Origin of the sequence: Comamonas brasiliensis (genome assembly GCF_018292285.1) — a bacterium.
Lineage (GTDB): Bacteria > Pseudomonadota > Gammaproteobacteria > Burkholderiales > Burkholderiaceae_C > Comamonas > Comamonas brasiliensis.
The window spans coordinates 112,615-139,231 of sequence record NZ_JAANES010000007.1; the positions used below are offsets into that span (position 1 = coordinate 112,615).

30 protein-coding genes are annotated in these 26,617 nt (G+C 64.2%); 14 read left to right on the forward strand and 16 right to left on the reverse strand.

The annotated features are described in order from the left end of the window. Nucleotides 1-15: 15 nt before the first annotated feature. From DJFAAGMI_RS25205 to DJFAAGMI_RS23050, 6 genes are all read left to right on the forward strand, one after another. Nucleotides 16-165 carry a hypothetical protein gene (locus tag DJFAAGMI_RS25205; protein WP_349305263.1) on the forward strand — a complete coding sequence of 50 codons (150 nt, stop codon included), beginning with the start codon at nucleotides 16-18 and terminating at the stop codon, nucleotides 163-165. A 63-nt stretch (nucleotides 166-228) separates the two neighbouring features. Continuing rightward, nucleotides 229-585: a CNNM domain-containing protein gene (locus tag DJFAAGMI_RS25210; RefSeq protein WP_349305264.1), complete on the forward strand. Its 357-nt coding sequence runs from the start codon at nucleotides 229-231 to the stop codon at nucleotides 583-585. Nucleotides 586-811: 226 nt separating this feature from the next. Then, nucleotides 812-1,081 carry a CBS domain-containing protein gene (locus DJFAAGMI_RS25215; protein WP_349305272.1) on the forward strand — a complete coding sequence of 90 codons (270 nt, stop codon included), beginning with the start codon at nucleotides 812-814 and terminating at the stop codon, nucleotides 1,079-1,081. Continuing rightward, nucleotides 1,081-1,392: a transporter associated domain-containing protein gene (locus tag DJFAAGMI_RS25220; RefSeq protein ID WP_349305265.1), complete on the forward strand. Its 312-nt coding sequence runs from the start codon at nucleotides 1,081-1,083 to the stop codon at nucleotides 1,390-1,392. The genes DJFAAGMI_RS25215 and DJFAAGMI_RS25220 overlap by 1 nt, the downstream gene beginning before the upstream one ends. A 34-nt stretch (nucleotides 1,393-1,426) precedes the next feature. Beyond that, nucleotides 1,427-1,717 carry an H-NS histone family protein gene (locus tag DJFAAGMI_RS23045; RefSeq protein WP_003052529.1) on the forward strand — a complete coding sequence of 97 codons (291 nt, stop codon included), beginning with the start codon at nucleotides 1,427-1,429 and terminating at the stop codon, nucleotides 1,715-1,717. A gap of 119 nt (nucleotides 1,718-1,836) precedes the next feature. Continuing rightward, on the forward strand, nucleotides 1,837-3,027 hold the full coding sequence (locus DJFAAGMI_RS23050; protein WP_211459471.1) for an FAD-dependent monooxygenase: 1,191 nt from the start codon (nucleotides 1,837-1,839) through the stop codon (nucleotides 3,025-3,027). A gap of 36 nt (nucleotides 3,028-3,063) precedes the next feature. Here DJFAAGMI_RS23050 and DJFAAGMI_RS23055 read toward each other — a convergent pair whose 3' ends face one another. Together DJFAAGMI_RS23055 and kynA are read right to left on the reverse strand one after the other, a co-directional pair. Further along, nucleotides 3,064-4,329 carry an MFS transporter gene (locus DJFAAGMI_RS23055; RefSeq protein WP_043006947.1) on the reverse strand — a complete coding sequence of 422 codons (1,266 nt, stop codon included), beginning with the start codon at nucleotides 4,327-4,329 and terminating at the stop codon, nucleotides 3,064-3,066. 110 nt (nucleotides 4,330-4,439) lie between these two features. Next, the gene (gene kynA / locus DJFAAGMI_RS23060; protein WP_043006945.1) at nucleotides 4,440-5,315 is read right to left on the reverse strand and encodes a tryptophan 2,3-dioxygenase; all 876 of its coding nucleotides are present in this window, start codon (nucleotides 5,313-5,315) and stop codon (nucleotides 4,440-4,442) included. A 155-nt stretch (nucleotides 5,316-5,470) separates the two neighbouring features. Between kynA and DJFAAGMI_RS23065 the strand changes: the two genes are divergently transcribed. Beyond that, nucleotides 5,471-6,349 (forward strand): methylated-DNA--[protein]-cysteine S-methyltransferase, encoded by an 879-nt coding sequence (locus DJFAAGMI_RS23065; protein WP_211459473.1) that lies wholly within the window; start codon nucleotides 5,471-5,473, stop codon nucleotides 6,347-6,349. Nucleotides 6,350-6,442: 93 nt separating this feature from the next. Next, a complete protein-coding gene (locus tag DJFAAGMI_RS23070) occupies nucleotides 6,443-7,432 on the forward strand; it encodes a DNA-3-methyladenine glycosylase 2 (protein ID WP_211459475.1) in 990 nt (329 codons plus the stop codon). A gap of 35 nt (nucleotides 7,433-7,467) precedes the next feature. On the opposite strand, the gene DJFAAGMI_RS23075 is transcribed toward DJFAAGMI_RS23070, so the two are convergent. Continuing rightward, nucleotides 7,468-8,040 (reverse strand): helix-turn-helix domain-containing protein, encoded by a 573-nt coding sequence (locus DJFAAGMI_RS23075; RefSeq protein WP_043006940.1) that lies wholly within the window; start codon nucleotides 8,038-8,040, stop codon nucleotides 7,468-7,470. 97 nt (nucleotides 8,041-8,137) lie between these two features. Between DJFAAGMI_RS23075 and DJFAAGMI_RS23080 the strand changes: the two genes are divergently transcribed. Further along, nucleotides 8,138-9,547, forward strand: a complete 1,410-nt coding sequence (locus tag DJFAAGMI_RS23080) for an L-lactate permease (RefSeq protein WP_211459477.1) — start codon at nucleotides 8,138-8,140, stop codon at nucleotides 9,545-9,547. Between the two features lie 36 nt (nucleotides 9,548-9,583). On the opposite strand, the gene kynU is transcribed toward DJFAAGMI_RS23080, so the two are convergent. The 5 genes from kynU to DJFAAGMI_RS23105 all read right to left on the reverse strand — a co-directional run bounded on the left by kynU (nucleotide 9,584) and on the right by DJFAAGMI_RS23105 (nucleotide 14,736). Further along, nucleotides 9,584-10,891 (reverse strand): kynureninase, encoded by a 1,308-nt coding sequence (gene kynU, locus DJFAAGMI_RS23085; RefSeq protein ID WP_211459479.1) that lies wholly within the window; start codon nucleotides 10,889-10,891, stop codon nucleotides 9,584-9,586. Between the two features lie 163 nt (nucleotides 10,892-11,054). Next, entirely contained in the window at nucleotides 11,055-11,687 is a 633-nt protein-coding gene (gene kynB / locus DJFAAGMI_RS23090) for an arylformamidase (protein ID WP_211459489.1), read from the reverse strand. Nucleotides 11,688-11,818: 131 nt separating this feature from the next. Next, on the reverse strand, nucleotides 11,819-13,198 hold the full coding sequence (locus DJFAAGMI_RS23095) for an amino acid permease (protein ID WP_211459750.1): 1,380 nt from the start codon (nucleotides 13,196-13,198) through the stop codon (nucleotides 11,819-11,821). A gap of 100 nt (nucleotides 13,199-13,298) precedes the next feature. Then, a complete protein-coding gene (locus DJFAAGMI_RS23100; protein WP_211459491.1) occupies nucleotides 13,299-14,099 on the reverse strand; it encodes an AraC family transcriptional regulator in 801 nt (266 codons plus the stop codon). Nucleotides 14,100-14,109: 10 nt separating this feature from the next. Beyond that, a complete protein-coding gene (locus DJFAAGMI_RS23105; RefSeq protein WP_211459493.1) occupies nucleotides 14,110-14,736 on the reverse strand; it encodes a LysE family translocator in 627 nt (208 codons plus the stop codon). A 235-nt stretch (nucleotides 14,737-14,971) separates the two neighbouring features. On the opposite strand from DJFAAGMI_RS23105, the gene DJFAAGMI_RS23110 reads away from it, so the two are divergent. Continuing rightward, nucleotides 14,972-15,703 carry a Stp1/IreP family PP2C-type Ser/Thr phosphatase gene (locus tag DJFAAGMI_RS23110; RefSeq protein WP_211459752.1) on the forward strand — a complete coding sequence of 244 codons (732 nt, stop codon included), beginning with the start codon at nucleotides 14,972-14,974 and terminating at the stop codon, nucleotides 15,701-15,703. A gap of 28 nt (nucleotides 15,704-15,731) precedes the next feature. On the opposite strand, the gene DJFAAGMI_RS23115 is transcribed toward DJFAAGMI_RS23110, so the two are convergent. Further along, the gene (locus DJFAAGMI_RS23115) at nucleotides 15,732-16,052 is read right to left on the reverse strand and encodes a YkgJ family cysteine cluster protein (protein ID WP_211459495.1); all 321 of its coding nucleotides are present in this window, start codon (nucleotides 16,050-16,052) and stop codon (nucleotides 15,732-15,734) included. A 258-nt stretch (nucleotides 16,053-16,310) separates the two neighbouring features. Here DJFAAGMI_RS23115 and DJFAAGMI_RS23120 point away from each other — a divergent pair, with 258 nt between their 5' ends. The 3 genes from DJFAAGMI_RS23120 to DJFAAGMI_RS23130 are packed head-to-tail and all read left to right on the forward strand — an operon-like array spanning nucleotide 16,311 to nucleotide 18,782. After that, on the forward strand, nucleotides 16,311-16,643 hold the full coding sequence (locus tag DJFAAGMI_RS23120) for a FeoA family protein (protein ID WP_019042650.1): 333 nt from the start codon (nucleotides 16,311-16,313) through the stop codon (nucleotides 16,641-16,643). Continuing rightward, the gene (gene feoB, locus DJFAAGMI_RS23125) at nucleotides 16,640-18,574 is read left to right on the forward strand and encodes a ferrous iron transport protein B (protein ID WP_211459497.1); all 1,935 of its coding nucleotides are present in this window, start codon (nucleotides 16,640-16,642) and stop codon (nucleotides 18,572-18,574) included. Before DJFAAGMI_RS23120 ends, feoB begins: the two co-directional genes overlap by 4 nt. Nucleotides 18,575-18,587: 13 nt before the next feature. Next, nucleotides 18,588-18,782, forward strand: coding sequence for a hypothetical protein (locus tag DJFAAGMI_RS23130; protein WP_211459499.1), 195 nt, complete (start codon nucleotides 18,588-18,590; stop codon nucleotides 18,780-18,782). Between the two features lie 139 nt (nucleotides 18,783-18,921). Here DJFAAGMI_RS23130 and DJFAAGMI_RS23135 read toward each other — a convergent pair whose 3' ends face one another. From DJFAAGMI_RS23135 to DJFAAGMI_RS23150, 4 genes are all read right to left on the reverse strand, one after another. Further along, the gene (locus DJFAAGMI_RS23135; protein WP_034353569.1) at nucleotides 18,922-19,287 is read right to left on the reverse strand and encodes a YkgJ family cysteine cluster protein; all 366 of its coding nucleotides are present in this window, start codon (nucleotides 19,285-19,287) and stop codon (nucleotides 18,922-18,924) included. Nucleotides 19,288-19,408: 121 nt separating this feature from the next. Next, entirely contained in the window at nucleotides 19,409-19,672 is a 264-nt protein-coding gene (locus DJFAAGMI_RS23140) for a hypothetical protein (protein WP_167011224.1), read from the reverse strand. A gap of 214 nt (nucleotides 19,673-19,886) precedes the next feature. Further along, complete coding sequence (gene argF / locus DJFAAGMI_RS23145; protein ID WP_043006915.1) at nucleotides 19,887-20,807, reverse strand: ornithine carbamoyltransferase; 921 nt, start codon at nucleotides 20,805-20,807, stop codon at nucleotides 19,887-19,889. 17 nt (nucleotides 20,808-20,824) lie between these two features. Beyond that, nucleotides 20,825-22,021 (reverse strand): aspartate aminotransferase family protein, encoded by a 1,197-nt coding sequence (locus DJFAAGMI_RS23150; RefSeq protein ID WP_211459501.1) that lies wholly within the window; start codon nucleotides 22,019-22,021, stop codon nucleotides 20,825-20,827. A 236-nt stretch (nucleotides 22,022-22,257) separates the two neighbouring features. Between DJFAAGMI_RS23150 and DJFAAGMI_RS23155 the strand changes: the two genes are divergently transcribed. Beyond that, nucleotides 22,258-22,584: a DUF3579 domain-containing protein gene (locus DJFAAGMI_RS23155; protein WP_003052588.1), complete on the forward strand. Its 327-nt coding sequence runs from the start codon at nucleotides 22,258-22,260 to the stop codon at nucleotides 22,582-22,584. Nucleotides 22,585-22,667: 83 nt separating this feature from the next. Here the strand turns inward: DJFAAGMI_RS23155 and DJFAAGMI_RS23160 are convergent, their stop codons facing one another. The 3 genes from DJFAAGMI_RS23160 to rpsT form a co-directional block, all read right to left on the reverse strand. Further along, nucleotides 22,668-24,044, reverse strand: a complete 1,377-nt coding sequence (locus DJFAAGMI_RS23160) for an MATE family efflux transporter (protein ID WP_211459503.1) — start codon at nucleotides 24,042-24,044, stop codon at nucleotides 22,668-22,670. Nucleotides 24,045-24,154: 110 nt separating this feature from the next. Beyond that, the gene (gene mqo / locus DJFAAGMI_RS23165) at nucleotides 24,155-25,849 is read right to left on the reverse strand and encodes a malate dehydrogenase (quinone) (protein WP_211459505.1); all 1,695 of its coding nucleotides are present in this window, start codon (nucleotides 25,847-25,849) and stop codon (nucleotides 24,155-24,157) included. A gap of 324 nt (nucleotides 25,850-26,173) precedes the next feature. Beyond that, the gene (rpsT, locus tag DJFAAGMI_RS23170; protein ID WP_003052598.1) at nucleotides 26,174-26,467 is read right to left on the reverse strand and encodes a 30S ribosomal protein S20; all 294 of its coding nucleotides are present in this window, start codon (nucleotides 26,465-26,467) and stop codon (nucleotides 26,174-26,176) included. Nucleotides 26,468-26,617: the final 150 nt, after the last annotated feature.

The following is a 26,617-nucleotide window of genomic DNA, read 5'->3' on the forward strand; positions in this document are numbered from 1 at the left end:
TCTGATGGACGAGTCATGGATTTTCTGCTGATTGCATTGCTGGCGCTGCTCAAACGGGTGTTTGCAATGTCGGAATCGGCATTGACCTCCAGTCGCAAGGCCAGATTGCTGGCTTTGGCGCAGGCGGGGCAAGGGCGCGCAGGATGCGCTGGAACTGCTCGATAACCCCACGCAATTTCTGTCGTCCGTGCAAGTGGGGATTACTTTCATCGGGCTGCGCAACGGCATTTGGGCGAGGCTGCCTTCAGCGAAGGGCTGGCAGTTTGGCTGGTATCGCCGGGAATATCGGAAAGGGTTTTCGCCATTTCGGCAACGTCTATCGTCGTAACTGCTATTACATTTATAACGATTATCTTAGGCGAACTGGTTCCAACGCGTATAGGGCAGCTCCATCCCAAGCCGGTTTCGGTATTGGCGCAGCGACTTGTGGCCCGGGTTGCCCATGTTGCAAAGCCCTTTGTGCGTTTGTTGGCATTTTCTACGCCTGTCATCTTGACCCTGCTCAGTATTAATGAATCTGCCAGCACGGCGGTGATCGAGCAGGAAATCGGGGCCAGTTTGGAAGAGGGCACCAAGCGAGTTTGATTGAGACGCATGAGCACCAGATGGTGCAAGATGTTTTGCATTTAGACGATAGGTCTCTCACATATTTAATGGTCCATCACGCCGATGTGCATTGACTGGGTGTCGGAATGACGATATCCGAGGCTTGCTGGCCTGCGCCGAAGGCAGGGCGATGGGCGGGCATTCCTGGTATCCGGTATGCCAGCGGTTCGCTGGATGAGGTGCTGGGCATCTCAGCGTGCCCAGGATGCTGGCGCTGGGCGAGAGATCAAGCGACCTGCTGAGAGAGCATGTGCTGGCTTCTGCGTTCCTGCCTGAAACCCTGACCCGGATGGAGCTGCTTGAGCAACTGCGCGCCAAAACAGGACGCGTGGTGTTTGTGGTCGATGAATATGGCGTGGTTCAGGGCATCATGACGCCACCTGATTTGCTGGAGGCGATTACCGCAGAGCTTCGCTCCGTAGAGGACGCCAAGGCCTGGGCAACCCGAAGAGAGGACGGGGCCTGGCTGATCTGATGCCTGTCGCCGAATTGAAGACAAGACTGGCGATTCGGGTATTGCCCGATGAAGACAAAGCCATCTATAACGCGCTGGCCGGTTTATGCCTCGCCGAAAGCGGTCATTTGCCCGTTCTGGCCGAGAAGGTCTGGTCTAGCGGCTGGATATTGGTAGTCGTTGATATGGATGGCAAGCGCATTGACAGGATATTGGCGCTTACCCAGAGAGAATGGCTATTTATTAACACATGGTTGCATTTTATAAAATATTGTGAATTGTGGTTTTTGCTTACTCGGAAAAAGATGAATTTGAAATTACCGCATTTATAATGAATCCACTTTAATCAACCGAGAAGCGCAAATCATGAGCACTTACAAGGAACTCCTGAAGCAGAGAGAAGAGCTGGAGCAGCAAATCAACGAAGCTCGTTCGCGTGAACTGGCCGAAGCCGTGAGCAAGGTTCGTGGCCTGATTGCTGAGTACGGCTTGACTGCTGAAGATGTTTTCCCTCCCGCTCGCGCGCGCTCTTCCGCCAATGCTGGCGCCAAGGTGGCTCCCAAGTATCGTGATCCTGCAACGGGTCAGACCTGGACCGGCCGCGGCAAGCCACCAAAGTGGATTGCAGACCAGGACCGTGAAAAGTTCGCTATTTGATCTGCTTGCGCACGTTGAAAGAGCCCGCCTTGGCGGGCTTTTTTCATGGGGCAAAGTTTGCGGCAGCGCAAATCGGAGTTCTCGTCGATGCAGCTGACTAGGCGGCACAATAAGAGTCCATGAACAAGCAGGTGTTGATTGCAGGTGGCGGTATCGGTGGTCTGGCCGCAGCCATAGGGGCGGTACGTGCCGACTGGGGGGTACGTTTGTTCGAGCGTGCCGCGCAGTTTTCGGAAGTCGGGGCCGGCATTCAACTCGGGCCCAATGTGGTGCGCCGTCTTCAGGCCTGGGGGCTGCAGCGATCCTTGCAGCAGGTCGTGGCATCCCCCCAGGCCTTGCGTGCCTGCAGTGCCGTGACAGGGCAGGAGTTGGGCCGTTTGCCACTGGGCGTTGATATGGTGCAGCGCTACGGGGCCAGCTATCTCACGATTCATCGCGCCGATCTGCACGGGATCCTGCTGGAGACCCTGCAGGGTCTGGCCGAGGTTCACCTCAACCTCAACCAGGCCGTCAGCAGCTACAGCGAGCAGGACGGCGTGGTCACCATCCGCACCAGCTCCGGCAAGCTCATCGAGGGCGATGCCCTGATCGGAGCCGACGGCGTGCGCAGTGCCATGCGGGCCCAGATGCTGGGCGACGGACCTCCGCGAGTGACAGGACATCTGGCCTATCGTGCCATGGTGCATCAGGCCAATCTGCCCAAGCGCTTGCGCACCAGCGAGGTCACGGCATGGCTGGGGCCGCAGCTGCACGCGATTCAGTACCCCGTACGCCGGGGCGAGCTGCAGAATCTGGTGATCATCGTCCAGGGTCCGGCGCCTGAGGATCTCGACCACTGGGACCATTCCGCCAATCTGCCCGATCTGCTGCAGCATCTTCAGGGCACTTGTGGCTATCTGCAGGATCTGGTGCAGCATGTGCCCGGCGGGGGCGGCGAATGGCGCTTGTGGCCGGTGGCCGACCGCCAGCCGCTGTCGTCACAGGCCCAGATGGCACAGGGGCTGGTGGCCTTGCTCGGCGACGCCGCCCATCCCATGCGTCCCTATCTGGCCCAGGGCGCCGGCATGGCCATCGAGGATGCGGCCGAGTTGCAAAGCGCTCTGTCCATGCATGATCTTGATGTCAGCCTGCGGCTGCGGCGCTATGCGCTCAATCGCTGGCAGCGCAATGCCAGGGTGCAGGAACGCTCGCTGCGCAATGGCCGCATCTTCCATGCGACAGGGCCGCTGCGCTGGGGACGCGATCTGTCGCTGCGCGCTCTGGGGGGGCGCATTATGGATGTGCCCTGGCTCTACGAGAACGCGCTCTAGCGCGGGCGCAGCTTCCAGCGCTGCGCCAGCAGTGCTCTAGTGATCGGCCTTGAGCAGCATTGGCGAGGGCTTGATGACCCGGTAGGCCAGCACGCCGCCACCAAGCATGGCGGCAATCATCAGCATGACGGCCTGGTAGATGTCGGCATTCTGGCGCTCTGCAACTCCCGCGACGAGGCCCGACAGCCACTGCATGAGTGCGGCTCCGAGAAACATGGCCATGGTGAAGATGGACAGGGCGCGTCCCGTCGTGGCCGGCGGGTAGGAGGAGCGCACATCGGCATAGATCAGCGTGCCGTAGCCCGAAAGCACACTCATGACCAGCAGCAGAACCACGCTGCCCACGGACTGGTGGACCAGGGCCAGGGCCACAAAAATGCCGGCCATGAGCAGCGCAAAGCGTGCGATGCGCTGGCGGCGTCTGGCAGGTCCCGGATCGAGTCGGCCGAACATGGAGGGCACGAACAGTGAAATGACGGAGCAGGCCAGGGCCACGTTGCCGGTGGTGACCAGGGAGAACTGGTAGCGGTCCATCAGCATGGGGCTGAGCCAGAGGCCGCGCACGGTGAGAAACGAGGCATAGCTGACCATGCCCAGCAGCACGATACCCCAGGTGTGGGGCAGCAGCAGCAGGCTGCCGAAACCTTGCAGCGCCTGCATGAAACCGGGCTTGGGCAGGGCGTCGCCGGGCAGCTCGGGCTCGTGCACCTTGAAGAAGATCAGCAGCCAGGACAACACACTCAGCACCGCCAGCAGCGCAAAGCCGGCACGCCAGCCCAGATGCTGCACCAGCCAGGCCATGGGCGTGCCGGTGAACAGCAGGCCCAGTCCGCCCAGACCCAGGCCTATGCCCGAAAGATAGGCAAATTTATCGGCCGGAAAGTGGCGGGCGATGAACATGGTGCTGGCCAGAAAGGCGGGCGAGCAGCCCACGCCGATCAGCAACTGGCCCAGCATCAGCCAGGAATAGCTGGGTGCCAGTGCGGACAGCGCAGCCCCCGCAATCGACAGCGGAAAGGCCAGCAGCACGGTGCGGCGCAGGCCGTAGATATCCATGCCTATGCCCATGAGCAGCTGCGCCACGCCGAAGGACAGCGCAAACAGCCCGGCAAACGAGCCCAGGGACTGCGCGGAGAGGCCAAAGTCCGTGCGCAGACCGTCGGCGATGATGGAGGTGACCGTGCGAAAGGCCTGGCTCAGTGCAAAGCCCGTGAGCAGGCAGACCAGCATGGCCCAGGCGGAGGAGTCGGGCTTCGGGCTGGGGTTCGGCGCAGCCTCGGCGGCGCTGTGATCGGAAGGCATGGGCAGTTAGTTGTGATGTTAGGTTTTGCACGGAGCCTAAATAATTCAGGCTGCCCGCGCTGTCACGAAAGAGCAGCAGGGGCAGCCTGAGTGGCGATGGCCGGACCCGCTTACAGCTCGGTGCGCAGGCTCCAGATCTCGGGAAACAGTACCACGTCCAGCATCTTCTTGAGGTAGCTCACGCCGCCGGTGCCGCCCGTGCCGCGCTTGAAGCCGATGACGCGCTCCACCGTGGTCAGGTGGCGGAAGCGCCAGAGACGGAAGGCGTCTTCGATATCGGCCAGCTTTTCGCCCAGCTGGTACAGATCCCAGTGCTTGTGCGGATCGCGGTAGACGGTGATCCAGGCCTGCTTGACGCCCTCACTGGCTTCATAGGGCTGGGTCCAGTCGCGCTGCAGGCGGTCGGCAGGCACGGCGATACCTTCTCGCGCCAGCAGTTGCAGGGCCACGTCGTACAGCGATGGCGATTCGTAGGCAGCCTGTACCTGGGCCAGCAGGTCCGAGCGATGCGCGTGGGGCTGGAGCATGGCCGCGTTCTTGTTGCCCAGCGCGAACTCGATGCAGCGGTACTGGTAGCTCTGGAAGCCGCTGGAGTTGGCCAGATAGGGGCGCATGGCCGAGTATTCGGGCGGCGTCATGGTGGACAGCACGGTCCAGGCGCTGACCAGCTGCTCCATGATGCGCGAGACGCGCGCCAGCATCTTGAAGGCATCGGGCTTGGTCGCGCCCGAGGCATTGGCAATGGCGGCGGTGGCCGCGCGCACCTCGTGCAGCATCAGCTTCATCCACAGCTCGCTGGTCTGGTGCTGCACGATGAACAGCATCTCGTCATGGGCCGGCGACAGCGGGTGCTGGGCCGTGAGAATCTGGTCCAGATGCAGATAGTCGCCATAGCTCATGTCGCGGCTGAAGTCGAGCTGGGCTTTCTCGTCGCGGACGATGGCTGCGCCGCCATGCAGAGGGCAGCCGGAGGATTCGTTCGTCATGGTGAAATCATGTTTGTTGGATCGGTGCGCGCAGCGTAACCGAATCCGGGCCCGCAAAGCCTGCAAGAACGTGGATGCAAGCTGCCAAAGCTTTGCGTAAAGTCAGGCCAGTCACAGACCCGTGACGGAAAACGCACTCAGCCGAGATTCAAGCCATGTCCAGTCCTCTGCCCTCTACAGCCGCCGCCAACCCGCCAATCGATGAGCGCATGGTCCTGTGCTGCCGATGGCTGGAGAGCGAAGAGCCCATGCCCGCGCTGGATGAGCTGGCCCAGCGGCTGGGGCTCAGCCCCTGGCAGCTGCACAGAAGCTTCAAGCGTGCCACGGGGCTGACGCCCAAGGCCTATGCCAAGGCCCATCGCGGCAGGCACGTGCGTGCCGCGCTGGCGCAGGAGGCCAGCGATTCGGTCACTGACGCGGCCTATCTGAGCGGCTACGAAGCCAGCAGCAGCTTCTACAAGGATGCGCCGGCCATGCTGGGCATGGCGCCCCAGTCCTATCGCAGGCGTGGCCAGGACCAGCGCATCCGCTTTGCCCTGGCCGAATGCTCGCTGGGCAGCCTGCTGGTGGCCAGCACCGACAAGGGCGTGTGCTGCGTGCTGCTGGGCGATGACCCGCATGCGCTGGTCGACGATCTGCAGCGGCGTTTTGCGGCGGCGCAGCTGATCGGGGCCGATGCCCGGTATGAACAGACCGTGGCCCAGGTGGTGGCCCTGATGGAGCAGCCCCGGCTGGGGCTGGCCCTGCCGCTGGATATTCAGGGCACGGCGTTTCAGCAGCGCGTCTGGCAGGCGCTGCAGAGCATTCCCGCCGGGCAGACCGTCAGCTACAGCGAGCTGGCCCGGCATCTGGGCCAGCCCAGCGCCACGCGGGCCGTGGCCAGCGCGGTGGCGGCCAATCCGATTGCCGTGGCCGTGCCCTGTCACCGTGTGCTGCGCAACGACGGCAGCATCTCGGGCTATCGCTGGGGCGTGGAGCGCAAGCGTGCGCTGCTGCTGCGCGAGGCCCAGCAGGCCCAGCTCAAGCTCTCTTAAAGAGAGCTGCTATCGCATGCTATTCAACGTTTTTGGATAGATATCTATCTGAAATCATTGATTGATGAGCGATAGAAGCTATGAATTTAATGAATGAAGCACAGGCGCGCTCCGGTGCAGCCCGCTGTGATAGAAAACCGCATGCTGCTTGAAGTCTCCATTGCCCTGCCCGCGCGTTACCGCTTTGACGAATTCGTGCATTTCCATGATCGCGACGAGCAGCAACTGGCCGAGCGGGTCGATGCCGGCGCGCGCAGCCTGCGCAAGGCCATCATGTGGAAGCACAGCCCCGCCTTGCTGCAGCTGCAATGGCAGAGCGGACAGGTGCAGGCCAGCTTGCATGCAGCGCAGGCAGAGCCCGCCGAGGCAGACCGGGCCGCGCTGCAGGCCATGGTGAAACGCATGCTGGGGCTGATCTACGCGCCCGGCCAGCTGGAGATGGCGCATGGCGACCACCCCGAGCTGGGCGCGCTGCTGTCGCGCCAGGCCGGCCTGCATGTACCCGGCTCGCCCACGCCCTTCGAGGCGCTGACCTGGGCCATCACCGGCCAGCAGATCACGGTGGCCGTGGCGGTTTCGCTGCGGCGCAAGCTGATCGCGCTGGCAGGCGAGCCGCTGGCGCAAGAAGGGGGCATGCCGGCGCTGCATGCCTATCCCGATGCTCAGCGCGTGGCAGCCTTGGAGCTGGACGCGCTGCGCGGCGCGGGCTTTTCCCAGGCCAAGGCCCAGACCCTGCTGGCCGTGGCCCAGGCCGTTGCCGAGGGGCAGCTGCCGCTGGACGACTGGGCCGCCCGCAGCGCCGCTGGCCAGTGGCAGGAGCAGGATGTGGCCGCTGCTTCGGCGCAATTGGTGGCGGTCAAGGGCATCGGGCCGTGGACGGTGAACTACACCTTGCTGCGCGGTTATGGCTGGCCCGACGGCAGTCTGCACGGAGATGTGGCGGTGCGCCGGGCCATCGGTCTGCTTACCGGCAGCGACAAGCCCGATGCGCGGGCCGCCAGCGACTGGCTGGAACAGTTCAAGCCCTGGCGCGCGCTGGTGGCCGCGCACCTGTGGGCCTCGCTGGCCGACAGCGCCTATTGAGAGGCGACTATTGAGAGGCGACAGGCGGCAGCGCTTCAGAGCGGCGACAGCACCAGCAGCAACAAACGTGCGGGTTGGCCCGAGGCGTTGGCCAGCCGGTGCTCGCTGTCCACCACCAGCGTGGCCGTGTCGCCCGCGTGCAGCAGCACCTGCTCCTGGGCGGTGAAGACTTCGATGCTGCCTTCCAGCACATGAAAGACCTCGCGCGTGCCTGCGCGATGGGCCGCGAAATGGCTGGAGACCGCATGCGGCGGAAAGCGGTAATGCACGAGGTTCACACCCGCGCTGGGGCTGGCCAGGGCCAGGCGCTCCACGCCGCTGGCCTCGTCGACAAAGCGCAGATTCTCGCCGGCGCGCGTGATCTGCGCGCTGGGTGCGCTTTGCACCAGCTCGCCAAGCTCGCAGCCCAGACCTTGTGCAATCGCCATGGCATTGCGCAGGCTGGTGGCCAGCAGGCCGCGCTCCACACGCGACAGCGCGCCCGGTGAGACGCCGCTGGCCTGGGCCAGCTGATCCAGTGTGATGCCCAGCTGGGCGCGGCGTGCGCGGACGGCGGCGCCGAAAAGCGCATCCTGCTCCGATGCCTGCGATGCGGTGGTGGAGTTCAAGTCCGGCTCCTTTTCATGGCGTCTGTTCTTGTGTTGAGAATTTTCCTATGAGAAAATAATTTTGCGTATAGGAAATTATTTTTCGAGGATGAATGCAATGTACATGTTTATCAGTGCCTTGCCCGTGGCCACCGTCATCGCCGTCCTGCTGGCGGGCTGGCGCTCGCTGCATGCCGCAGCGCTGGGCGTGGTGGTGGCGCTGCTGGTGATTGCTGCAGCCTTCGCGCAGCCCGCTTCAACATGGCTGGCCGCGGGCATGCACTGGGCGCCGGTGCTGCTGGAAGTGCTGCTGATCGTTGGGGGCGGGCTGCTGCTGTCCGAGGTGCTGCGCGCGTCGGGAGCGCAGAAGGCCCTGGCCGACTGGCTGCTGGCCAGGGCCGGCAGTGGCACGGGCGCCGTGCTGCTGGTGGTGCATGGCATCACGCCGTTTGCCGAGTCGGTCACCGGCTTCGGCGTGGGCGTGACCATCGGCATTCCGCTGCTCGCGCACTTCGGTTTGCCGCCTCGCAAGGTGGTGCTCATCGGTCTGCTGGGCCTTTGCGCCGTGCCCTGGGGCTCCATGGGGCCGGGGACGCTGGTGGCGGCCACCATGGCGGGTCTGCCGTTCAAGGAGCTGGGTCAGGCTTCGGCCCTGGTCAGCGTGATTCCGTTTGTCATCACCGGCATGGCGGCGGCGGCTCTGGCGAGTGCGCCGGGTCGTCGCTGGCCGGCGCTGCTGCAGGGCCTGCTGTCGGGTCTGTTGCTGACGGCGGCCGTGGCTCTGATGAATACCCTGGCCGGCACGGCACCCGCAGGGGCGCTCGGGGCGTTGCTGGTGGTGGGCTGGCATCTGCTGCGCCTGCGCGTGTCGCAAGCGGACGCGGACAAGCCACCCTTGAGCGCACCGGGGCGGCGAGCGCTGGCCGCCTATGCGCTGCTGCTGGGCGGCGTGCTGGCGGCGGCAGCGCTGCTGCGCGCCCTGGATCTGCCCGCTGCCTGGCATGGGCTGGCTTCGCCGGGACTGTGGCTGCTGGTGGCTGCGGTTTTTTTCACACGCGGCCGGCCGGCGCGCCCATCGCTGGCAAAGGTCTGGCGCTCCTGGCTGCAGGTGGCACCGGTCACGGCGCTGTTCATTGTGCTGGGCGTGCTGATGGCGGTTTCGGGCATGGCCGCGCAACTGGCGCAGGCGCTGGCCGGCAGCGGGCCGCTGTATCTGGTGGCCGCACCGTTTGTGGGAGCGCTGGGTGGCTTCGTGACCGGCTCCAACACCGGGGCCAATGCCATGTTTGCGGCCACGCAGGCCGAGATCGCCCGTGCGCTGGGCGCGCCGCTGCTGCCATTCATGGCCGTGCACAACGTCAGTGCCTCGCTGCTGCTCATGGCTTCGCCCGGCAAGGTGGAGATGGCCGTGCAACTGCTGGCGCAGGGGGCTGATCAGCGGCGCTGGGTGCAGCAAAGCGTGCTGATGCTGGCCTTGGCTGCCGTGGCGCTGATGGGCGTACTCAATTGGAGCTGGGCACGGGCCTGACCGGGTGCCGACCGGCCCGTGCCTGGGCCGCAAGCCTCAGGTCACCGCATGCACGGTATTGAACTCGGGCCGTTGCCATTCGCCCGATTCCAGCACCTGGCGCAGATGCTCGACGGCGTTCCAGACATCGGCAAAGCCCACATACAGCGGTGTGAAGCCGAAGCGCAGAATGTCCTTGTGCTTGCCCGTGCCGCCGTCGCCCTTGCGGAAGTCGCCGATCACGCCGCGTGCGATCAGCGCCTGGACAATGGCGTAGGCACCGCTGTTCTGGCCGTCCAGGCCCAGGCCTTCTTCCCGGGTCAGGCAGACCTGGGAGCCGCGTGCTGCATGCTCGCGCGGTGTCGCCAGACCCAGGCCGTGGCCCTGGCAGCGTTCTTCCACGAGCTGGATGAACAGATCGGTCAGCGCCAGCGATTTCTTGCGCAGCGCGGCCATGCCGCCGAAAGTCTCGGCCTCGGTGTAGATGTCGATGCCGCATTGCAGCACGCTCATGCTGATCATGGGCTGGGTGCCGCAGAGATAGCGCTGGATGCCCTGGGCGGGGTGGTAGTCGGGCACGAACTTGAAAGGCTCGGCGTGGCCGAACCAGCCCGACAGCGGCTGCCAGAAGCGGTTGATCAGGCGTGGATGTGCCCAGACAAAGGCCGGTGCGCCGGGGCCGCCGTTGAGGTATTTGTAGCTGCAGCCCACGGCGAAGTCGGCATCGGCGCCCTTGAGGTCCACGGGCACGGCACCTGCGCTATGGCACAGATCCCAGACGCAGAGAATGCCTTTGGCATGGGCGGCAGCCGTGACGGCTGCCATATCGTGCATGGCACCCGTGCGGTAGTTGACATGGGTGAGCATGGAGATCGCCACGTCGGTCTGCAGCGCGCCGGCGATTTCCTCGGGCTCGAGCAGCACCAGCTCCAGGCCGTATTCCTGGCAGACGGACTGGGCGATATAGAGGTCGGTCGGGAAGTTGCTGCGCTCGCTGATCAGCTTTTTGCGGCCGGGCGCATCTTCGCGGGCGATGCGCGCGGCAGCGCTCAGCACCTTGTAGAGATTGATGGAGGTGGTGTCGGTGAACACCAGCTCGCCCTGGCCCACGCCCAGCCAGGGGGCGAACTGGTTGCCCAGGCGCTCGGGCAGCGTGATCCAGCCGGCCTTGTTCCAGGAGGTGATGAGGTCCTGGCCCCATTCCTGCGTCACCACTTCGGCCGCGCGCGCGGCGGCGGCCTTGGGCTGGGCGCCCAGAGAATTGCCGTCCAGGTAGATCACGCCCTGGGGCAGGGCAAAGCGTTCGCGCAGCGCGCGCAGCGGGTCCTGGGCGTCCAGAGCCTGGCAGTCCTGCAAAGTGGTCATTGTCTTCCTTCTCTCATTTTGATAGCTTCTGACGCTGATTGTGTCTGCGCTGAAGCGGGTTTTGATTCAAATCTGGCGGGACCGGGAACCGCTTATTGTGTCCGAGACCGGGGCGGCCCGGCCGCCTCGCAGCGAGGACATCGGTTTCTTTGCGCCCAGCGCTTCAGCGCAGGCTGCGCAACACGGCACGCACCGGCGAGGCATCGGCTTCGGTGAGCTTGAGCGGCAGAGCGATCAGCTCATAGTCACCCTCGCTGACCTCGTCAAGCACCAGGTTCTCCAGCACGCGCAGGCCGCGCTGGCGGATCACCATATGGCTGTCCAGGCTCTTGCTGCTGGCGGGGTCGATGCTGGCAGTGTCTATGCCGATCAGCTTGACGCCCAGGTCGGCCAGCTTTTGCACGGTCTCGGGGGCATAGGCGGCGAGGTCGGCATCCCAGCCGGTGGGCGCTTTCTCGTAGGTGCGCACCAGCACCCGCGCGGGCAGGCCGGCATCGATGGCGTGCGCGATGTGGCGCCATTCGATCAGCGGCCCGCAGCCTATGGCGTGGATCACGCGGCAGGGGCCGAGAAAGGCATCCAGATCGACGGCACCGATGGCTGCGCCCTGCGGATCGTAGTGCAGCGGCGCATCGGCATGCGCGCCCACATGGGGCGAGAGATGAATGGCACTGACATTGACCGGGCAGCCCGGGCCAATGTTGGCCACCCATTCCTGGCTATAGGGCGTGTCGCCCGGAAACACCGGTGCGGCAGGATGGATGGCAGGAGAAATATCCCAGATCTGGCGTGTCATAAGTGGTGAGTAGCGGGCTAAACAGGGGACACCAAGCAAGGGCCGCCCCGCAGCGATGGTGTCGTCCCCCTCCCGTAGCGCACAGCGCGCAGAGAGAGGGGGAAGCGGTGGGGCCGCCAAGGCAAAGCCGCTCAGGGGGTGACCTTCTTCTTTCTATACCAAAGAGCATAGACCAGCACCAGCACGATCAGAAACGGCACGCCCACCAGCACGGTGGTGTGGAACTCCTTGGTAAACAGCGTGGTGACGATCACGCCCGCCATCAGCAGCGCCCCGATCAGGGTCAGCACGGGAAAGCCCCACATGCGGAACTCCAGCCTCTGGCCAGGATGCTCGCGCTGCCAGCGCGGGCGGAAGAACAGATGGGTCACGAACACCATGAACCAGGCAAACATGGCACCGAACATGGCGATCGACATCATCAGCTCCAGCGACTGCTCGGGCTTGAGCACGTTGAGCACCATGGCCACGGCCATGCCCAGGCAGGAGACGGCAATCGCGCCCAGCGGCACGCCGCTTTTGCTGAGCTTGCTCAGTCCCTTGGGGGCATAGCCGCCGCGCGAGAGGCTGAACATCATGCGCGAGGTGACGTAGAGCTGGCTGTTCATGGCCGACAGCGACGCCAGCAGCACCACGAAGTTGAGGGCCGCGGCCGCGCCGGGAATCTGCAAAATCTCCATCACCTTGACGAACGGGCTCTTGTCCGTGCCCGCATGGCTCCAGGGCACGATGGCCAGCATCAGTGCCAGCGACAGCAGATAGAACAGCACCAGGCGCAGCACCGTGGTGCGGAAGGCACGGGTCACGGCCTGCTTGGGGTTCTGGGCTTCGCCGGCAGCAATGGCAATGGACTCCAGGCTCAGATAGCTGAAGATGGCCACGATCACGCCCACCCAGGTGCCCCACCAGCCGTTGGGGAAGAAGCCGCCGTCGACAAAGTAGTTGTCGAAACCCACGCCCTCGGGCCGGGTGCCGAAGACCACATAGGCGCCGATCAGGATAAAGGCCACGATGGCAATCACCTTGACCATGGAGAACCAGTATTCGACCTGACCGAAGGCCTTGACGCTGGTGGCGTTGACGGCGGCCAGCAGGACCGAGAACAGCGCCACCCAGATCCATGGGTCCACGGCCGGGAACCAGTAAGCCATGTACTTGCCCACGGCCGTGACCTCCATGCCCACGGCCAGCACCACGGCCCCCCAGTAGGCATAGCGCACCACAAAGCCGGCCAGCGGACTGATGTAGTGCTCGGCATAGGCGCCGAAGGAGCCCGAGGTGGGGTGGGCCACGGTCATCTCGGCCAGGCATCCCATGAGCAGCAGGCCGATGAAGGCGCCGATGGCGTAGCTGATGAGCACGCTGGGGCCGGCAAAGCCGATGGCAAAGGCGCTGCCCATGAAGAGGCCGGTACCGATGGCGCCACCGATGGCGATCATGGTCATCTGGGCGGAGTTCAGGTGCTGCTGCAAGCCTGTCTCGCGTTGCTGAATACTGTCAAAGTTGGCCATTGCTGACTTGCGCATGCGAAAAATCGAAGCGGCAAGTATCCCGCGAATGACCGGCTGCAGCGGCGTGGCGGCGAATGTCCTTGGCGCAGGCCCAGCCGGCTCAGCGCGGCATTCTGGCGTAGTTGCCGGGCGTCAGCGCATGATGGGCCTTGAAGGCGCGCTGCATATGGGCCTGGTCGGCAAAGCCCATCTGTTGCGCGACCGAGGCCAGGGGCTCGCCCTGGGCCAGCAGATGGCGCACGCCATTGAGCCGCAGGTTGAGGCGGTAGGCCCCGGGCGTGACGCCGGTGACGGCCCTGAAGCGGCGGATGAAACGGCTCGGGCTCATGCCGCAGCGCAGGGCCAGGGCCTGGACGCTGGTCTCGTCTTCGGGGCTGCGGTGCATGTGCTGGAGCGCGGGAAGCACTGCATCGGCGGGCTGCGGCACTGGGGCAGCGGAGTCGGCAGCGTGGCCCAGCAGCTGCAGGAAATCCGCCAGCGATTGCCCGTGCTGCTGCAGGTCGGAGTCCGTGGCGCTGCGGGCAAGGGGCTGGCAGAGACTGTCGGCCCAGCGCGAGATGGCAGGCTCGTGCAGCGCGCGCCGGGCAAAGCGCAGGGCGCCGACACCGAGCCGCTCATGCACCCAGTCGGCCTGTACGAACAGCATGCGGTAGGACCAGGGCTGCAATGTCTCGGGGTTGCAGGCATGCCAGTGGCCGGGCTCGATCAGCACCACGCTGCCCGCGCTCAGAGTCTCTGGGCCATCGTCGTGAAGAAACAGGGTCTCGCCTTCATCCACAATGCCTATGGAGTACTGCGCATGTGCATGCAGCCGGTAGCTGTAGCAGGACTGGCGGCTGATGCGCAGCTCGACCCAGGGCAGGGCCGGGTGGCGGTGGAAGCGGTGGCTGGGGGCTGGCATGGCAGCGTCATCATGCCAGCATGCTGACTACGCTTGCCACCAGCACCATGGCCAGGGCCTGGTTCAGTCGCTGCTGGCGCAATGGCGTGCTCAGCCACCGGGTCAGTGCGTGGCCCAGCGCGGCCCAGCAGCCGACGCCGAGCAGGCAGGCCAGCAAGGAGACGGCGCAAAACAGCAGCAAGGCGGTTGGCAGCGAAACCTGCTGCGCAGCCAGCGGGGCCACAAACATGCCGATGCCCGAAAGCGCCACCAGCCAGGCCTTGGGGTTGAGGCTTTGAATCGCAATGCCCTGCACAAATGCTCCGCCTGGGCCGACCGGCAGCGATGCGGGGGCGCTCTCCCTGGCCGCCTGTCCATGGGCCCCGGGGGCCTTTGCCAGCTGCCAGGCTAGCCAGAGCAGATAGGCCGCACAGACGCGCGGCGCCCAGCGCAGCAGCTCTGGCTGCTTGAGCAGCCATTGCCCGCTCTGGCCCATCAGCCAGACGATGACGGCATAGCTGACGCTGGCGCCAAGCACGTAGCAGAAGGCGGCCACAGCGCGGCCGTTGCCATGGCGCAAGGCCAGCACGTTCACCGGGCCCGGCGTGATGGCACCGGCCAGTGCAAATCCGGCCATGGCCAGAACAGAAGAAAGCATGGGCAAACCCGAAACAAGAGGCCGCCAGTCTGAGCCCTGGGCTCACCCGGGTATTGAACAAAATTGCGCCTTGGCTTGGTTAACAAGTGCAAAACGGCTCTTTTCGACCGACACAGGAAGGGGACTTGCGTTACGCTTGAATGCTTTTCGCGAATCCGCCCTCCAGCTTCCCGTCTCCATCTTCATGTCATCCGCAGCAGCTTCTAGCCCATCCCGAATCTGGCCGGCCGTACGCATGGTGGGGCGTGCCGATATGGGGCGCCAGCGCAGCAATAACGAGGACTCGGTGGGGCTGGAGCCGCAGGCCCGGCCCTGGCCGGTTGCCGTGCTGGCCGACGGCATGGGCGGCTATAACGCGGGCGAGGTGGCCAGCGTGATGGCCGTGGAGCTGATCACGACCAGCGTGCAGCACGGCCCGGCTGCCGATGAATCCATGCTGGCTGCGCAGTGCGAGCTGACGGATGCTCTGCACATGGCCAATACGGCCATCTATGCGGCCGCGCAGTCTACACCCGGTTGCAGCGGCATGGGCACCACGGTGGTGGCCGCCCTGGTGCTGGCGAGCGAGGTGCTGATCGCCCATCTGGGCGACTCCAGGGCCTATGCCTGGCGTGCCGGCCGGCTGCAGCGCCTGACGCGGGATCATTCTTTGGTGCAGCAGGATATCGATGCCGGCCTGATCAGCGAGGCAGATGCCAGGACCTCGCGCTACGGCCATCTGGTGACCAGAGCCCTGGGGGTGATGCCCCAGGTGGAGCCGGAGCTTAGTCACTGGCTGCTGCAGCAGGGGGATCGCATTTTGCTGTGCTCGGATGGCCTGACGGATATGCTCAGCGACGCCAGCCTTGAATCCCTGTTCGATGAAAACCTGCCGCTGGCGCGATTGCAGGAGGCCTTGATCGAAGCGGCCAATGCCGCAGGCGGCAAGGACAATATCGGCGTGGTGCTGATCGAGCAGGACGCCTGATGCACGGATCTGGCCAGGACTCTTCGTCTTAGATCAGGCCGCTTTCCAGCACAGGCAGCTGGTGGCGCCGACGCACGCGGTTGCAGGCATCCGAGCCCGCGGCGAACTCGCGGCAAGGCGAGGGGCGCCATTCATAGATACCGCAATAGGCCTTCTCTCCCACCTTGCCCACCAGGGCGGCGCAGCGCGGCCTGGCCCAGTCCGTGCCGCGCATGCGGCAGGTGTAGTCGGTGACCTCCTCGACCAGTCCTGCGGGGACGCTGCCGCCATGCTCCTGGGACTCGTGCACGGAGAAGTCGACACGAAAGGACGCGCAGCAGGCGCCGCAGCTAAGGCAGGGATGAGTCATGGGAGAGGCGGAATTTTTCCGGTGGGGCGGTGATTTTCGCAGCTGTGCAAATCCTTGGGTTGTGCCGGGCTGCCGATTTGTCAACCGCGTTGCGCAATACCCGCCCAATAATCCATGCTGCTGGTGTCAATTCGCCACCGTTGTGCACCAATCGCCTACAGTAAATGGAAAATGAGAATCAAAATCAATTAATAATGCGCTATGAGTTCTTTGCAGTCCCCCTCGGCGAGGTCTGAGGCAGTGTCAGTTACTTCGTCCATGAATGCTTTTTCAGTTCAAGCGTCTGAATCCGGCGTGCCATCTTCCAGCGCTGCAGCCACGGCCGCCGCAACCGGGCCCGTCATGGGCCTGGATCAGCTGGTGGTGAATCAGCCAGCCCGGGTGGTGGATCTGGCTTCCTCCGAAGGCGAGGATGAAAGCCTGTTGCTCAGACTCATGGAAATCGGTTTTCTGCCTGGCGAGTCCGTGCGCGTCGTCGCCACCGGCTTTCCCGGCCCCGACCCGCTGGCCGTGCGCATAGGTCAGGCGACTTTTGCCCTGCGCCGCCACGAGGCGGCCCAGGTACTGGTGCAGCTGGAGGCCGCAGCATGAACGCGCGCGAATCCCAGATCACCATGATGAGCCCTCAAGCTGCGGAGCAGGCGCCCCTGCGCGCCGCGCTGCTGGGCAACCCGAATTGCGGCAAGACGGCGCTGTTCAATCTGCTGACCGGCGCCCGCCAGAAGGTGGCGAACTACGCAGGCGTGACCGTGGAGCGCAAGGAAGGCTGGCTGAGCACGCCCGGCAAGCGCCGCGTGCGCGTGCTGGACCTGCCCGGCACCTACAGCCTGGATGCGCACAGCGAGGACGAGCGCATCACGCGCGACATCGTCAAGGGTCAGCACCCGCGCGAAGCGCCGCCCGAGCTGTTGGTCTGCGTGACCGATGCTACCCATCTGCGCCTGAACCTGCGTCTGGTGCTGGAGGCACGCGCCCTGGGCCTGCCCATGGTGGTGGTGCTCAATATGAGCGATATGGCGCGTCGCCAGGGACTGGTCATCGACAAGGCCAAGCTCAGCGAGCTGCTGGGCGTGCCCGTGGTGGAGAGCGTGGGCGTACATCTGTCCGGCGCCAAGGATTTGCTGGCCTGGCTGGACAGCGATCAGGCCAGACAGCTCAAGGCTCCGACACTCGAAGGCCAGTTCAAGCCCGTGACGGGCAGCAACTCGCGCGCCCAACTGCTGGCCCTGCACCAGCAGGTGGCCGAGATCATGCGCCAGACCGTGCAGGAGCCCGCAGCTCCCACGCAGCGTGACGATCGCATCGACTCCGTGGTGCTGCACCCGCTGTGGGGCACGCTGCTGCTGGTGGTGACGCTGTTCCTGATGTTCCAGGCCGTGTTCAGCTGGGCCGAGCCCCTGATGGACGGCATTGAAGGCCTGGTCAGCGCCTTCGGCCAATGGGTGCATGGCGTGATGCCCGATGGTGTGCTGCGCAGTCTGCTGGTCGACGGCGTGATCGCCGGCACCGGCTCGGTGGTGGTCTTTCTGCCGCAGATCCTGATTCTGTTCTTCTTCATCCTGGTGCTGGAAGACTCGGGCTATCTGCCGCGCGCCGCCTTTTTGCTGGACCGCATCATGGGCAGCGTGGGCCTGTCCGGACGCTCCTTCATTCCGCTGCTGTCCAGCTTTGCCTGCGCCGTGCCCGGCATCATGGCCACGCGTTCGATTTCGAGCTGGCGCGACCGTCTGCTGACCATCATGATCGCGCCGCTGATGACCTGCTCGGCACGGCTGCCCGTGTACACGCTGCTGATCGGTGCCTTCATCCCCGAGCAGACCGTGGCCGGATTCTTCAATCTGCAGGGCCTGGTGCTGTTTGCCCTCTATGTGGGAGGCATCGTCAGTGCCATGGCCGTGGCCTGGGTGGGCAAGCTGGCCGCCAAGGTCAAGACCCGCACGCCGCTGCTGATGGAGCTGCCTTCCTACCGCATCCCCAGCCTGCGCAGCCTGGTGCTGGGTCTGTACGAGCGGGCCATGATCTTCCTGCGCCGCGTCGGCGGCATCATCCTGACCGTCAGCATCGTGCTGTGGTTCCTCTCCAGCTACCCCGGCGCCCCCGAGGGAGTGACCGAAGGTGCGATTCGCTACAGCTTCGCGGGCCAGATCGGCCGTGCGCTGGAAGTGGTGCTGGCGCCCATCGGCTTCAACTGGCAGATCGCCATTGCGCTGGTGCCCGGCATGGCCGCGCGCGAGGTGGCGGTGGGTGCGCTCGGCACGGTGTATGCGCTGTCGGCCGTGGGCGATGACGCCATGGCCCAGCAACTGAGCCCGCTGATCGCCAGCAGCTGGTCGATCGCGACTGCGCTGTCGCTGCTGGTCTGGTTCGTGTTTGCGCCCCAGTGCATTTCCACACTGGCCATGGTCAAGCGCGAAACCAATGGCTGGCGTTATCCGCTGCTGATGGCCGGTTATCTGTTTGGTCTGGCCTATCTGGCCAGCTTCGTGACCTATCGCGTCGCCGTGGCCCTGGGCTGGGGTTGAGAAAGGATTGTCTATGTGGCAGGAACTGATAGTGGGCGCCATCGTCCTGGTGGCCGCCGTATCGCTGGCCTGGCGTTTCATGCCGGCCGGTCTGCGCCGCAGGCTGACGCGGGCTCATCCTTCGCTGGCTCCGGCAGCCAAGAGCGGCAGCTGCGGCGGTTGCAGTGCCTGTGGCGGCGATAGCTGCTCGGATACGCGCAAGGCTTGAGGCGGATACCGACCTTACATAAAAACATAGCTGCCTGCGCTTGTCATCTCTGAATTTCAGATGCTTTTGTATCTGAAATGCTTAAGTGGCAAGCGCAGGCAGCTTTTTATTTGATAGCGCCTGTTGGTTTGTCGAAAGCTCAGGCGGCTTCCAGCCAGGGCTGGACTTCCTCGTCGCTGAGTGCCGACAGGCCGAACTTCTCTCGCGTGTCGTGGCAGCCGTAGGAGGCAAACGGAAAGTCGCGGCAGGGGCGCGAGCGCTGTTCGTAGATGCCGCAGCCTATGCAGCCTGCGCCGACCTCGGGCAGCTCGCGCAGCGCCACGCAGCGCACCGGGTGACGTTCCGTGCCGTTCATGCGCGCGCGGTTGCCCTTGCCGGGCACTTCATGGGCCAGCTCGTCGGGGACAGTGCCGCCCATGGACTGCAGCTCGTAAATGGAAAATTCCACGCGGTAGTTCTGGCAGCAGGCGCCACAGTTCAGGCAGGGGTGGACGGATTCGGACATCGTGTTTCTTCAAGGATTCAGGCATCGGGGTCACGCCGTCCTCCTCGGGTGAGGACGGCTGTTGGAGGTCGAGGGAAGAAGCCGGCGCGCAGGGCTGCCTGCGGCTTCCGGTGCCGGGCCACTAGGTGTGGCCTTGAAGAAACTTCAGATAGAAGGTGTGAATGCGCACATAAAGCGCCCGCACGCGCGCGGCAAAGGATTTGCGCGGGCCGAAGACGGATGGCACGCGCGTGTGGCGTGCCATATGGGGCTGGCGCAGCGCCAGCAGGCCGCCGCGCTGGCCGTAGCGCGCATCGCCCTGGGTGGGGCGCAGCGGAAACAGAAACACCGCCAGCTGGCGCAGGGCCCGCTGGCGGTGTGGGGATGTGATGTGGCTCAGGTGCATGGAGGTGAAGGTATGCAGATGAGCCCGGACGCGGCGAATCAGCCTGGCTGGCGGCCCAGCAGCAGGTACTCCATGAGCGCCTTTTGCACATGCATGCGATTTTGGCTTTGGCACGCGGCATGCTGCCGCTTCACACCCGCAAAGCGGGTATGAGCCTGCGCCGCAATCGCATGCCGGCTCTGGCGAGCCGCCATGTGGACCGATGTCTGCGCCATCAGTCCACGCGACCGAGCAAAAGGTACTCCATGAGTGCCTTTTGCACATGCATGCGATTTTCGGCCTCGTCCCAGACCACGGATTGGGGGCCGTCGATGACTTCGGCCTCCACTTCCTCGCCGCGGTGGGCGGGCAGGCAGTGCATGAACAGGGCATCGGCCTTGGCCGAGGCCATCATCTCGGCGTCCACGCACCAGTCGGCAAAAGCCTTCTTGCGCGCTTCGTTCTCGGCCTCGTAGCCCATGCTGGTCCAGACATCGGTGGTGACCAGATCGGCACCCTTGCAGGCTTCGAGAGGGTCCTTGAACACCTTGTAGCAGCCGGGATTGACGGGCTTGCCGTTGAAGGCCAGCTGCTCGTCCACCTCGTAGCCGCCGGGCGTGCTGACATGGACCGTGAAGCCCAGCAGATCGGCGGCCTGCAGCCAGGTGTTGGCCATGTTGTTGCCATCACCCACCCAGGCCACCACCTTGCCCTTGATCGAGCCGCGGTGCTCGATGAAGGTGAAGATGTCGGCCAGGATCTGGCAGGGGTGGAACTCGTTGGTCAGACCGTTGATGACGGGCACGCGCGAGTACTCGGCAAAGCGCGCTATCTTGTCCTGACCGAAGGTGCGGATCATGACCAGATCGGTCATGCGGCTGATGACACGTGCGCTGTCCTCGATGGGCTCGGAGCGGCCCAGCTGGCTGTCGCCCGTGGTCAGATGGACCACCGAGCCGCCGAGCTGGTACATGCCGGCTTCGAAGCTCACGCGCGTGCGCGTGCTGGCCTTCTCGAAGATCATGGCCATGGTGCGGTCGGTCAGCGTGTGGTGCTTTTCGTAGCCCTTGAATTTCTTCTTGATCAGGGCTGCGCGTTCCAGCAGGTAGTCGTATTCGTCGGCGGTGAAGTCGCTAAATTGCAGGTAATGCTTCATGCAGTATTCCTTGAGGATCAGGCGGCCAGGATGGCTTGAACCAGGGGCTTGAGCCTGGCGACGATTTCATCGGCTTCGGGCTTGCTCAGGATCAGCGGCGGCACGAGGCGAATTACCGTGTCGGCGGTCACGCTCAGCAGCAGGCCGGCTTCTGCGGCTTGGCCAATCAGCTCGCCACAGGGCTTGGTCAGCTCCACGCCAATCATCAGACCCTGTCCGCGCACTTCGACAAAGCCTTCGAGGCTGCCCAGTTCAGCTTGCAGTTTAGCCTTCAGATATTCGCCCACTTCCGTGGTATGAGCCAGCAGGCCGTCTTCCTCCATGATGCGGATGGTTTCCACGCCGGCACGCATGGACAGCGGGTTGCCACCAAAAGTGGAGCCATGGTTGCCGGCCTTGAGCACTTCGGCAGCCGCCTTGTGCGCCACCACGGCACCCACGGGCACGCCCGAGCCCAGGCCCTTGGCCAGGGTCATCACATCGGGGGTGATGCCGGCCCACTGGTGGGCAAACCACTTGCCGGTGCGGCCCATGCCGGCCTGCACCTCGTCCATCATCAGCAGCCAGCCCTTGGCATCGCACAGCTCGCGCACCTTCTTGAGGTAGTCGGCGCGCATGGGGTGCAGGCCGCCTTCGCCCTGAATGGGCTCCATCATGATGGCGACGATATTGGGGTTGCCTTCGGTCGCGTCGATCAGGGCTTCGTAATCATTGGGTGCGATGCGGGTGAAGCCGGCGAGCAGATCGCCAAAGCCGTTGCGTACCTTGGGGTTGGCCGTGGCGCTCATGGTGGCGATGGAGCGGCCATGGAAGGCATGGTCGTAGACCACAATCTCTGGCTTGGCGATGCCCTTGTCCACGCCGTACTTGCGGGCGATCTTGATGGCCGCCTCGTTGGCTTCCAGGCCGGTGTTGCAGAAGAACACATTGGTCATGCCCGAGCGCTCGGTCAGCAGCTTGGCCAGGGTCTCCTGGCCGGGCACATGGTAGTAGTTGGAGGTGTGGATCAGCTTGGCGAGCTGATCCTGCAGCGCGGGCACCAGCTTGGGGTGGTTGTGCCCCAGGGTGTTGACGGCGATGCCGCCCAGCGCATCCAGATATTCCTTGCCGTTCACGTCCCAAACGCGGCAGCCCTGGCCGCGCTCCAGCGCGATGGGTACGCGGCCGTAAGTGGGCATAACGTGGGGCGAAGCTGCCTCGATGAAAGCGGTCATTGCAAGAATCTCCTGAGAAGGAAGGTCAACGGTGCACGGCGGCACCTGAAAAATGAGAGCTTTGATTCTAGAGTGCCCGGATAACCCCAACATTGCGGATTGCGCATCGCTGCCATGCAATCAACCTACGCCATTGTGGGGTTGACAGCATGGCTCTTATACAAGAGTTAGAATGCTCGTTTAGGCATGTTGGCGGGGATCCCGCCTGGTTGCCGGATCTTTTTGGCGAATATTTGATGGTTACCCCTTCCAGCAAAGAACTGTTCATCATGGGTATGACCCATGCCGGAAAAACCTTTCGACCCAGCGACTGGGCCGAGCGCTTGGCCGGTGTCATGAGTCAGTTTCGCCCTGGTGGTGCCTGCGCCGGAAGCCATCTGAGCTACTCTCCCTGGTGCGTGCCCACGGTGATGAACGGCACCAAATGCGTGGTCATCAACCGGGATCTGCGCGACTACGAACCCATGGCCTGGGACTTCTGCCTGAATTTCGCCAAGGACAACGATCTGCAAGTGGCCGAGGCCTGCCTGCTGCCTGACAAGCTGCCAGCCGGCAAGAAGTGATTTTTCAGGTGCCAAGGGGCGCCGCGCAAACGACAAAGGCTTCCACGGGAAGCTTTTTTTGTATCCGTGTGCTGCGGGCGGGGCTAGTTCTGCGCTGTCGTGTCGTCCAGCAGCCGTGACCGGCGCCACGGGCCCCAGCGGTAGTAGGCGATGGACAGCAGCATGGATGCCAGCGCGCTGAGCGGAAAGCTCCACCACAGCGCATCCTGCCCCCACAGAGGTTGCAACCCCCAGGCCAGAGGCAGGCGAAGGCCCCACAGCGCCAGGGCCAGGATGACCAGAGGAGCCAGCACTGCCCCTGTGGAACGCACCACGCCGGCCAGCACGCTGCTTACGCCGAGCAGCACGAACGAGCCCAGCACGATGCGGTTGAGGTGGCGCGCGGGCTCAAGAGCCGTGCTGCCCTCAGGCAGAAACAGGGCCAGCACGGACTGGTCGCAGGCCAGCACCAGGGCCACGCAGGCGCCGGTCAGCAGCAGGTGGCAGGCCACGCCGGCACGCGCCGTGCGCGCCACGCGCGACCAGTGACCGGCGCCCACGTTCTGGGCGGCGATGGTGGTGCAGGCCGAGGCCACCGCAATGGCCGGCATCTGCACATAAGCCCATAGCTGCAGGGCCGCGCCGTAGGCGGCCGAAACCTGGGTGCCATGGGTGTTGATCAGGGCCAGCATCAGCACCAGGGAGAGCGAGACCACCAGCATTTGCAGCCCCATCGGCAGGCCCTTGATGACCAGGCAGCGCAGCAGCTCGGGCACAGGCCGCCAATGGCGGCGCTGGCGCCAGCCTATCCACAGCGGCAGGCGCTGCCAGCGCAGCCAGGCCAGCAGGCCCGCAAGGCCCAGGCTGTTAGCCACCAGGGTGGCCAGTGCCGAGCCTGCCATGCCAAGGCCGGGCAGGGGGCCGGCGCCGAAGATGAACAAGGGGTTGAGAAGTGCATCGCCCAGCGCCACGCCCAGCAGGGCCACGAAAGGCGTGCGACTGTCGCCCGTGCCGCGCAGCACGGCGGCCACGAAGATCAGCAGCAGCATGGGCGGCAGCGCGAGAAAGAGCACTCTCAGATAATCCACGGCCAGCGCGGCGGTGGCAGGCTCGGCCCCCATGGCGCCCAGCATGGGAGCGGCCAGCGGCCAGCCCAGGGCGGCCATCAGCAGGGATATGCCCAGAAACAGGCTGGCACTGGTGCCTGTGATGCGGCGGGCCAGGGCCCAGCGGCCCGCGCCCACGGCTTGAGCCACCAGCAGATTGGCGGCCTGGCTGATACCGAAGACCAGAGCGATCAGTGCGAACAGCAGATTGTTGGCATGCACGGCCGCAGACAGTGCGCTCTCGCCCAGATGGCGTCCGATCCAGAAGGCATTGACCGAGGTATTGAGCGACTGCAGCACATAGCCGCCCCACAGGGGCAGGGAAAAACGCAGCAGGGCGCGGCCTATCGGTGCGTGAGTCAGTGGCTGGTGCATGGGGTGAAGGAGGCTGCAGAGCCCCAAGCGGCGGGCTGTGCAAGAAAAAACCCCGCGCGGCACAGGCCGGCGGGGTGGGCACCGGCGGGCCGGTGCGGGGAGAGCCAGGCTTAGAGCGCCTGCATTTCCTTGTTCAGCTGGGTGGGGTTCTGAGGAGCTGCGGCAGGCGCGGGAGCCGCTTCGGCCTTCTTGCCCAGATCGGCAGGAACATCCACATAGGGCAGCTTCAGGGCCGAGCTGGTCATCCGGCGGATCTCGTTGGTATAGGCGGCATCCTCGTTGATCTTGCGGCCGTAGGAGGGCACGATCTGCTGGATGTGGCTCTTCCACTCGGCGCTGGCCATCTGCTCGGGGAAGGACTTCTTGAGCAGGTTCAGCATGATGTGGGGAGCGGTCGAGGCACCGGGCGAGGCGCCCAGCAGGGCGGCAATGCTGCCGTCTTCGGAGCCCACGATTTCGGTGCCGAACTGCAGCACAGCACCCTTTTCGGGATCGCGCTTGATGATCTGCACACGCTGGCCGGCGGTGACCAGCTTCCAGTCCTCGCGCTTGGCTTCGGGGAAGTACTGGGCCAGTACGGCCTGACGGTCTGCGTCGGTCAGCTCGGCCTGCTGCATCAGGTACTGGACCAGATCCAGGTTGTGGATGCCCACGCGCAGCATGCCCATCAGATTGTCATGGGTGACCGAGGAGAACAGGTCCCACCAGGAGCCGTTCTTGAGGAACTTGGTGGTGGCCAGTGCAAAGGGGCCGAACAGCACCACGGGCTTGCCGTCGAGCTGGCGGGCGTCCAGATGGGGCACGGACATGGGAGGCGAGCCGGTGGAGGCAATGCCGTAGGCCTTGACGTCGTGGCGCTTGGCCAGCTCGGGGTTCTCGATGGCCAGGAACTGGCCGCCCACGGGGAAGCCGGCGTAGTTCTTGGATTCAGGGATGCCCGAGGCCTGCAGCAGCTTGAGTGCAGCACCGCCGGCACCGACGAAGACGAACTTGGCCTTGACAGTCTTTTCCTGGCCGCCCTTGGCCAGATCGGCCACGGTCACGTTCCAGGTCTTGTCGGCGTTCTGGCGCAGGGCCGAGACTTCGCTTTGCAGGTGCAGCTGGAAGTTGGGGCCCTTCTGGAGCGAGGCCATCAGCTGCTCGGTCCAGACGCCATGGTTCACGTCGGTGCCCAGGGGCATGTAGGTGGCGGCGATCTTCTGGGCCGGATCACGGCCTTCGATCATCAGCGGGGCCCACTTCTTGATCTGTGCCTGGTCTTCGGAGTACTCCATACCGTAGAACAGCGGGTTCTGGACCAGGGCCTGCTGGCGCTTCTTGAGGAAGGCGATGTTGTCATCACCCCAGACGAAGCTCATATGAGGCGTGGCGTTCACGAAAGTCTCGGGCGACTGCAGGTGGCCGCGGCCGACCTGGTGGGCCCAGAACTGGCGTGTGACCTCGAACTGCTCGGCAATGCCCACGGCACGCTTGGTTTCCACGCTGCCATCGGGCAGCTGGGGCGTGTAGTTGAGTTCGGCAAAGCCCGAGTGGCCGGTGCCGGCGTTGTTCCAGCCGTTGGAGCTTTCCAGGGCCACGCCGTCCAGGCGCTCGAAGACCTCGATCTTCCAGTCGGGCTGCAGCTCCTGCAGGTAGGTGGCCAGCGTCGTGCTCATCACACCGGCGCCCACCATCACCACATCGACGGGCTGCTCGTTCTCGGCCTTGGGGACGGAGCGAGGAAATATTGGCCAAAATAAAAACAATAGCGCGGCCAGGACCAGGGCCGCGACGGCTCCCAGTCCTGCTTTGATCGACTTTTTCATGACTTTTTCTAGACTTGAGTATCAAAAAAGCCTGCGGGCAGGCAGCAGGCTTTTTGCGAAGATACGGGGCAAGTCCTATAAAAGACATGAGACTCCCCGACCTGGGGATTGTCCTAGGGAAGTCAAAATCTGACGCTAATCAATTCGTATTAGGGCGCTTTGTGCTAGAGGGGAGGCGGTGTGCGCATGCGCTGATCAATCAGTCATCTGTCGAGCGCGGACAACAAAAAAACCGCCCTAAGGCGGTTTTGATGTTTTTGCTGACAGCGCACCCGTTACAAACGGCAGATGACCGAAGTCATCCGTGCTTGAGGGAGGCTGGTATTAAGCAGCCAGAGCCAGGGTCTTGACCTTGGCGGACAGGCGGCTCTTATCGCGAGCTGCCTTGTTCTTGTGGAAGATGCCCTTGTCGGCGATCGCGTCGATCACGGACTGAGCCTTGGCAAACAGTTCAGCTGCCTTGGTCTTGTCGCCGGCCACAACAGCCTTCTCGACATTCTTGACAGCAGTACGGTACTTGGAACGCAGCGAAGTGTTCGCAGCATTCAGCTTGACGTTCTGGCGGGCGCGCTTGCGGCCAGAAGCCAGGCGGGGGTTCTTTTTGGCTTTAGTTGCCATGATTTATTTCCTTGTGTGTCTGAGGATGATGTCAGCAAAACCATGGATTGTATCATCCCCTGTGCGGCTTTGCCGCTTCCCCCTTTAAGGGGGGCGACATCCTCGCGGCGGGGCGGCCCTTGCTCGATGTCTCTGTGTTGGGCCGTGTCT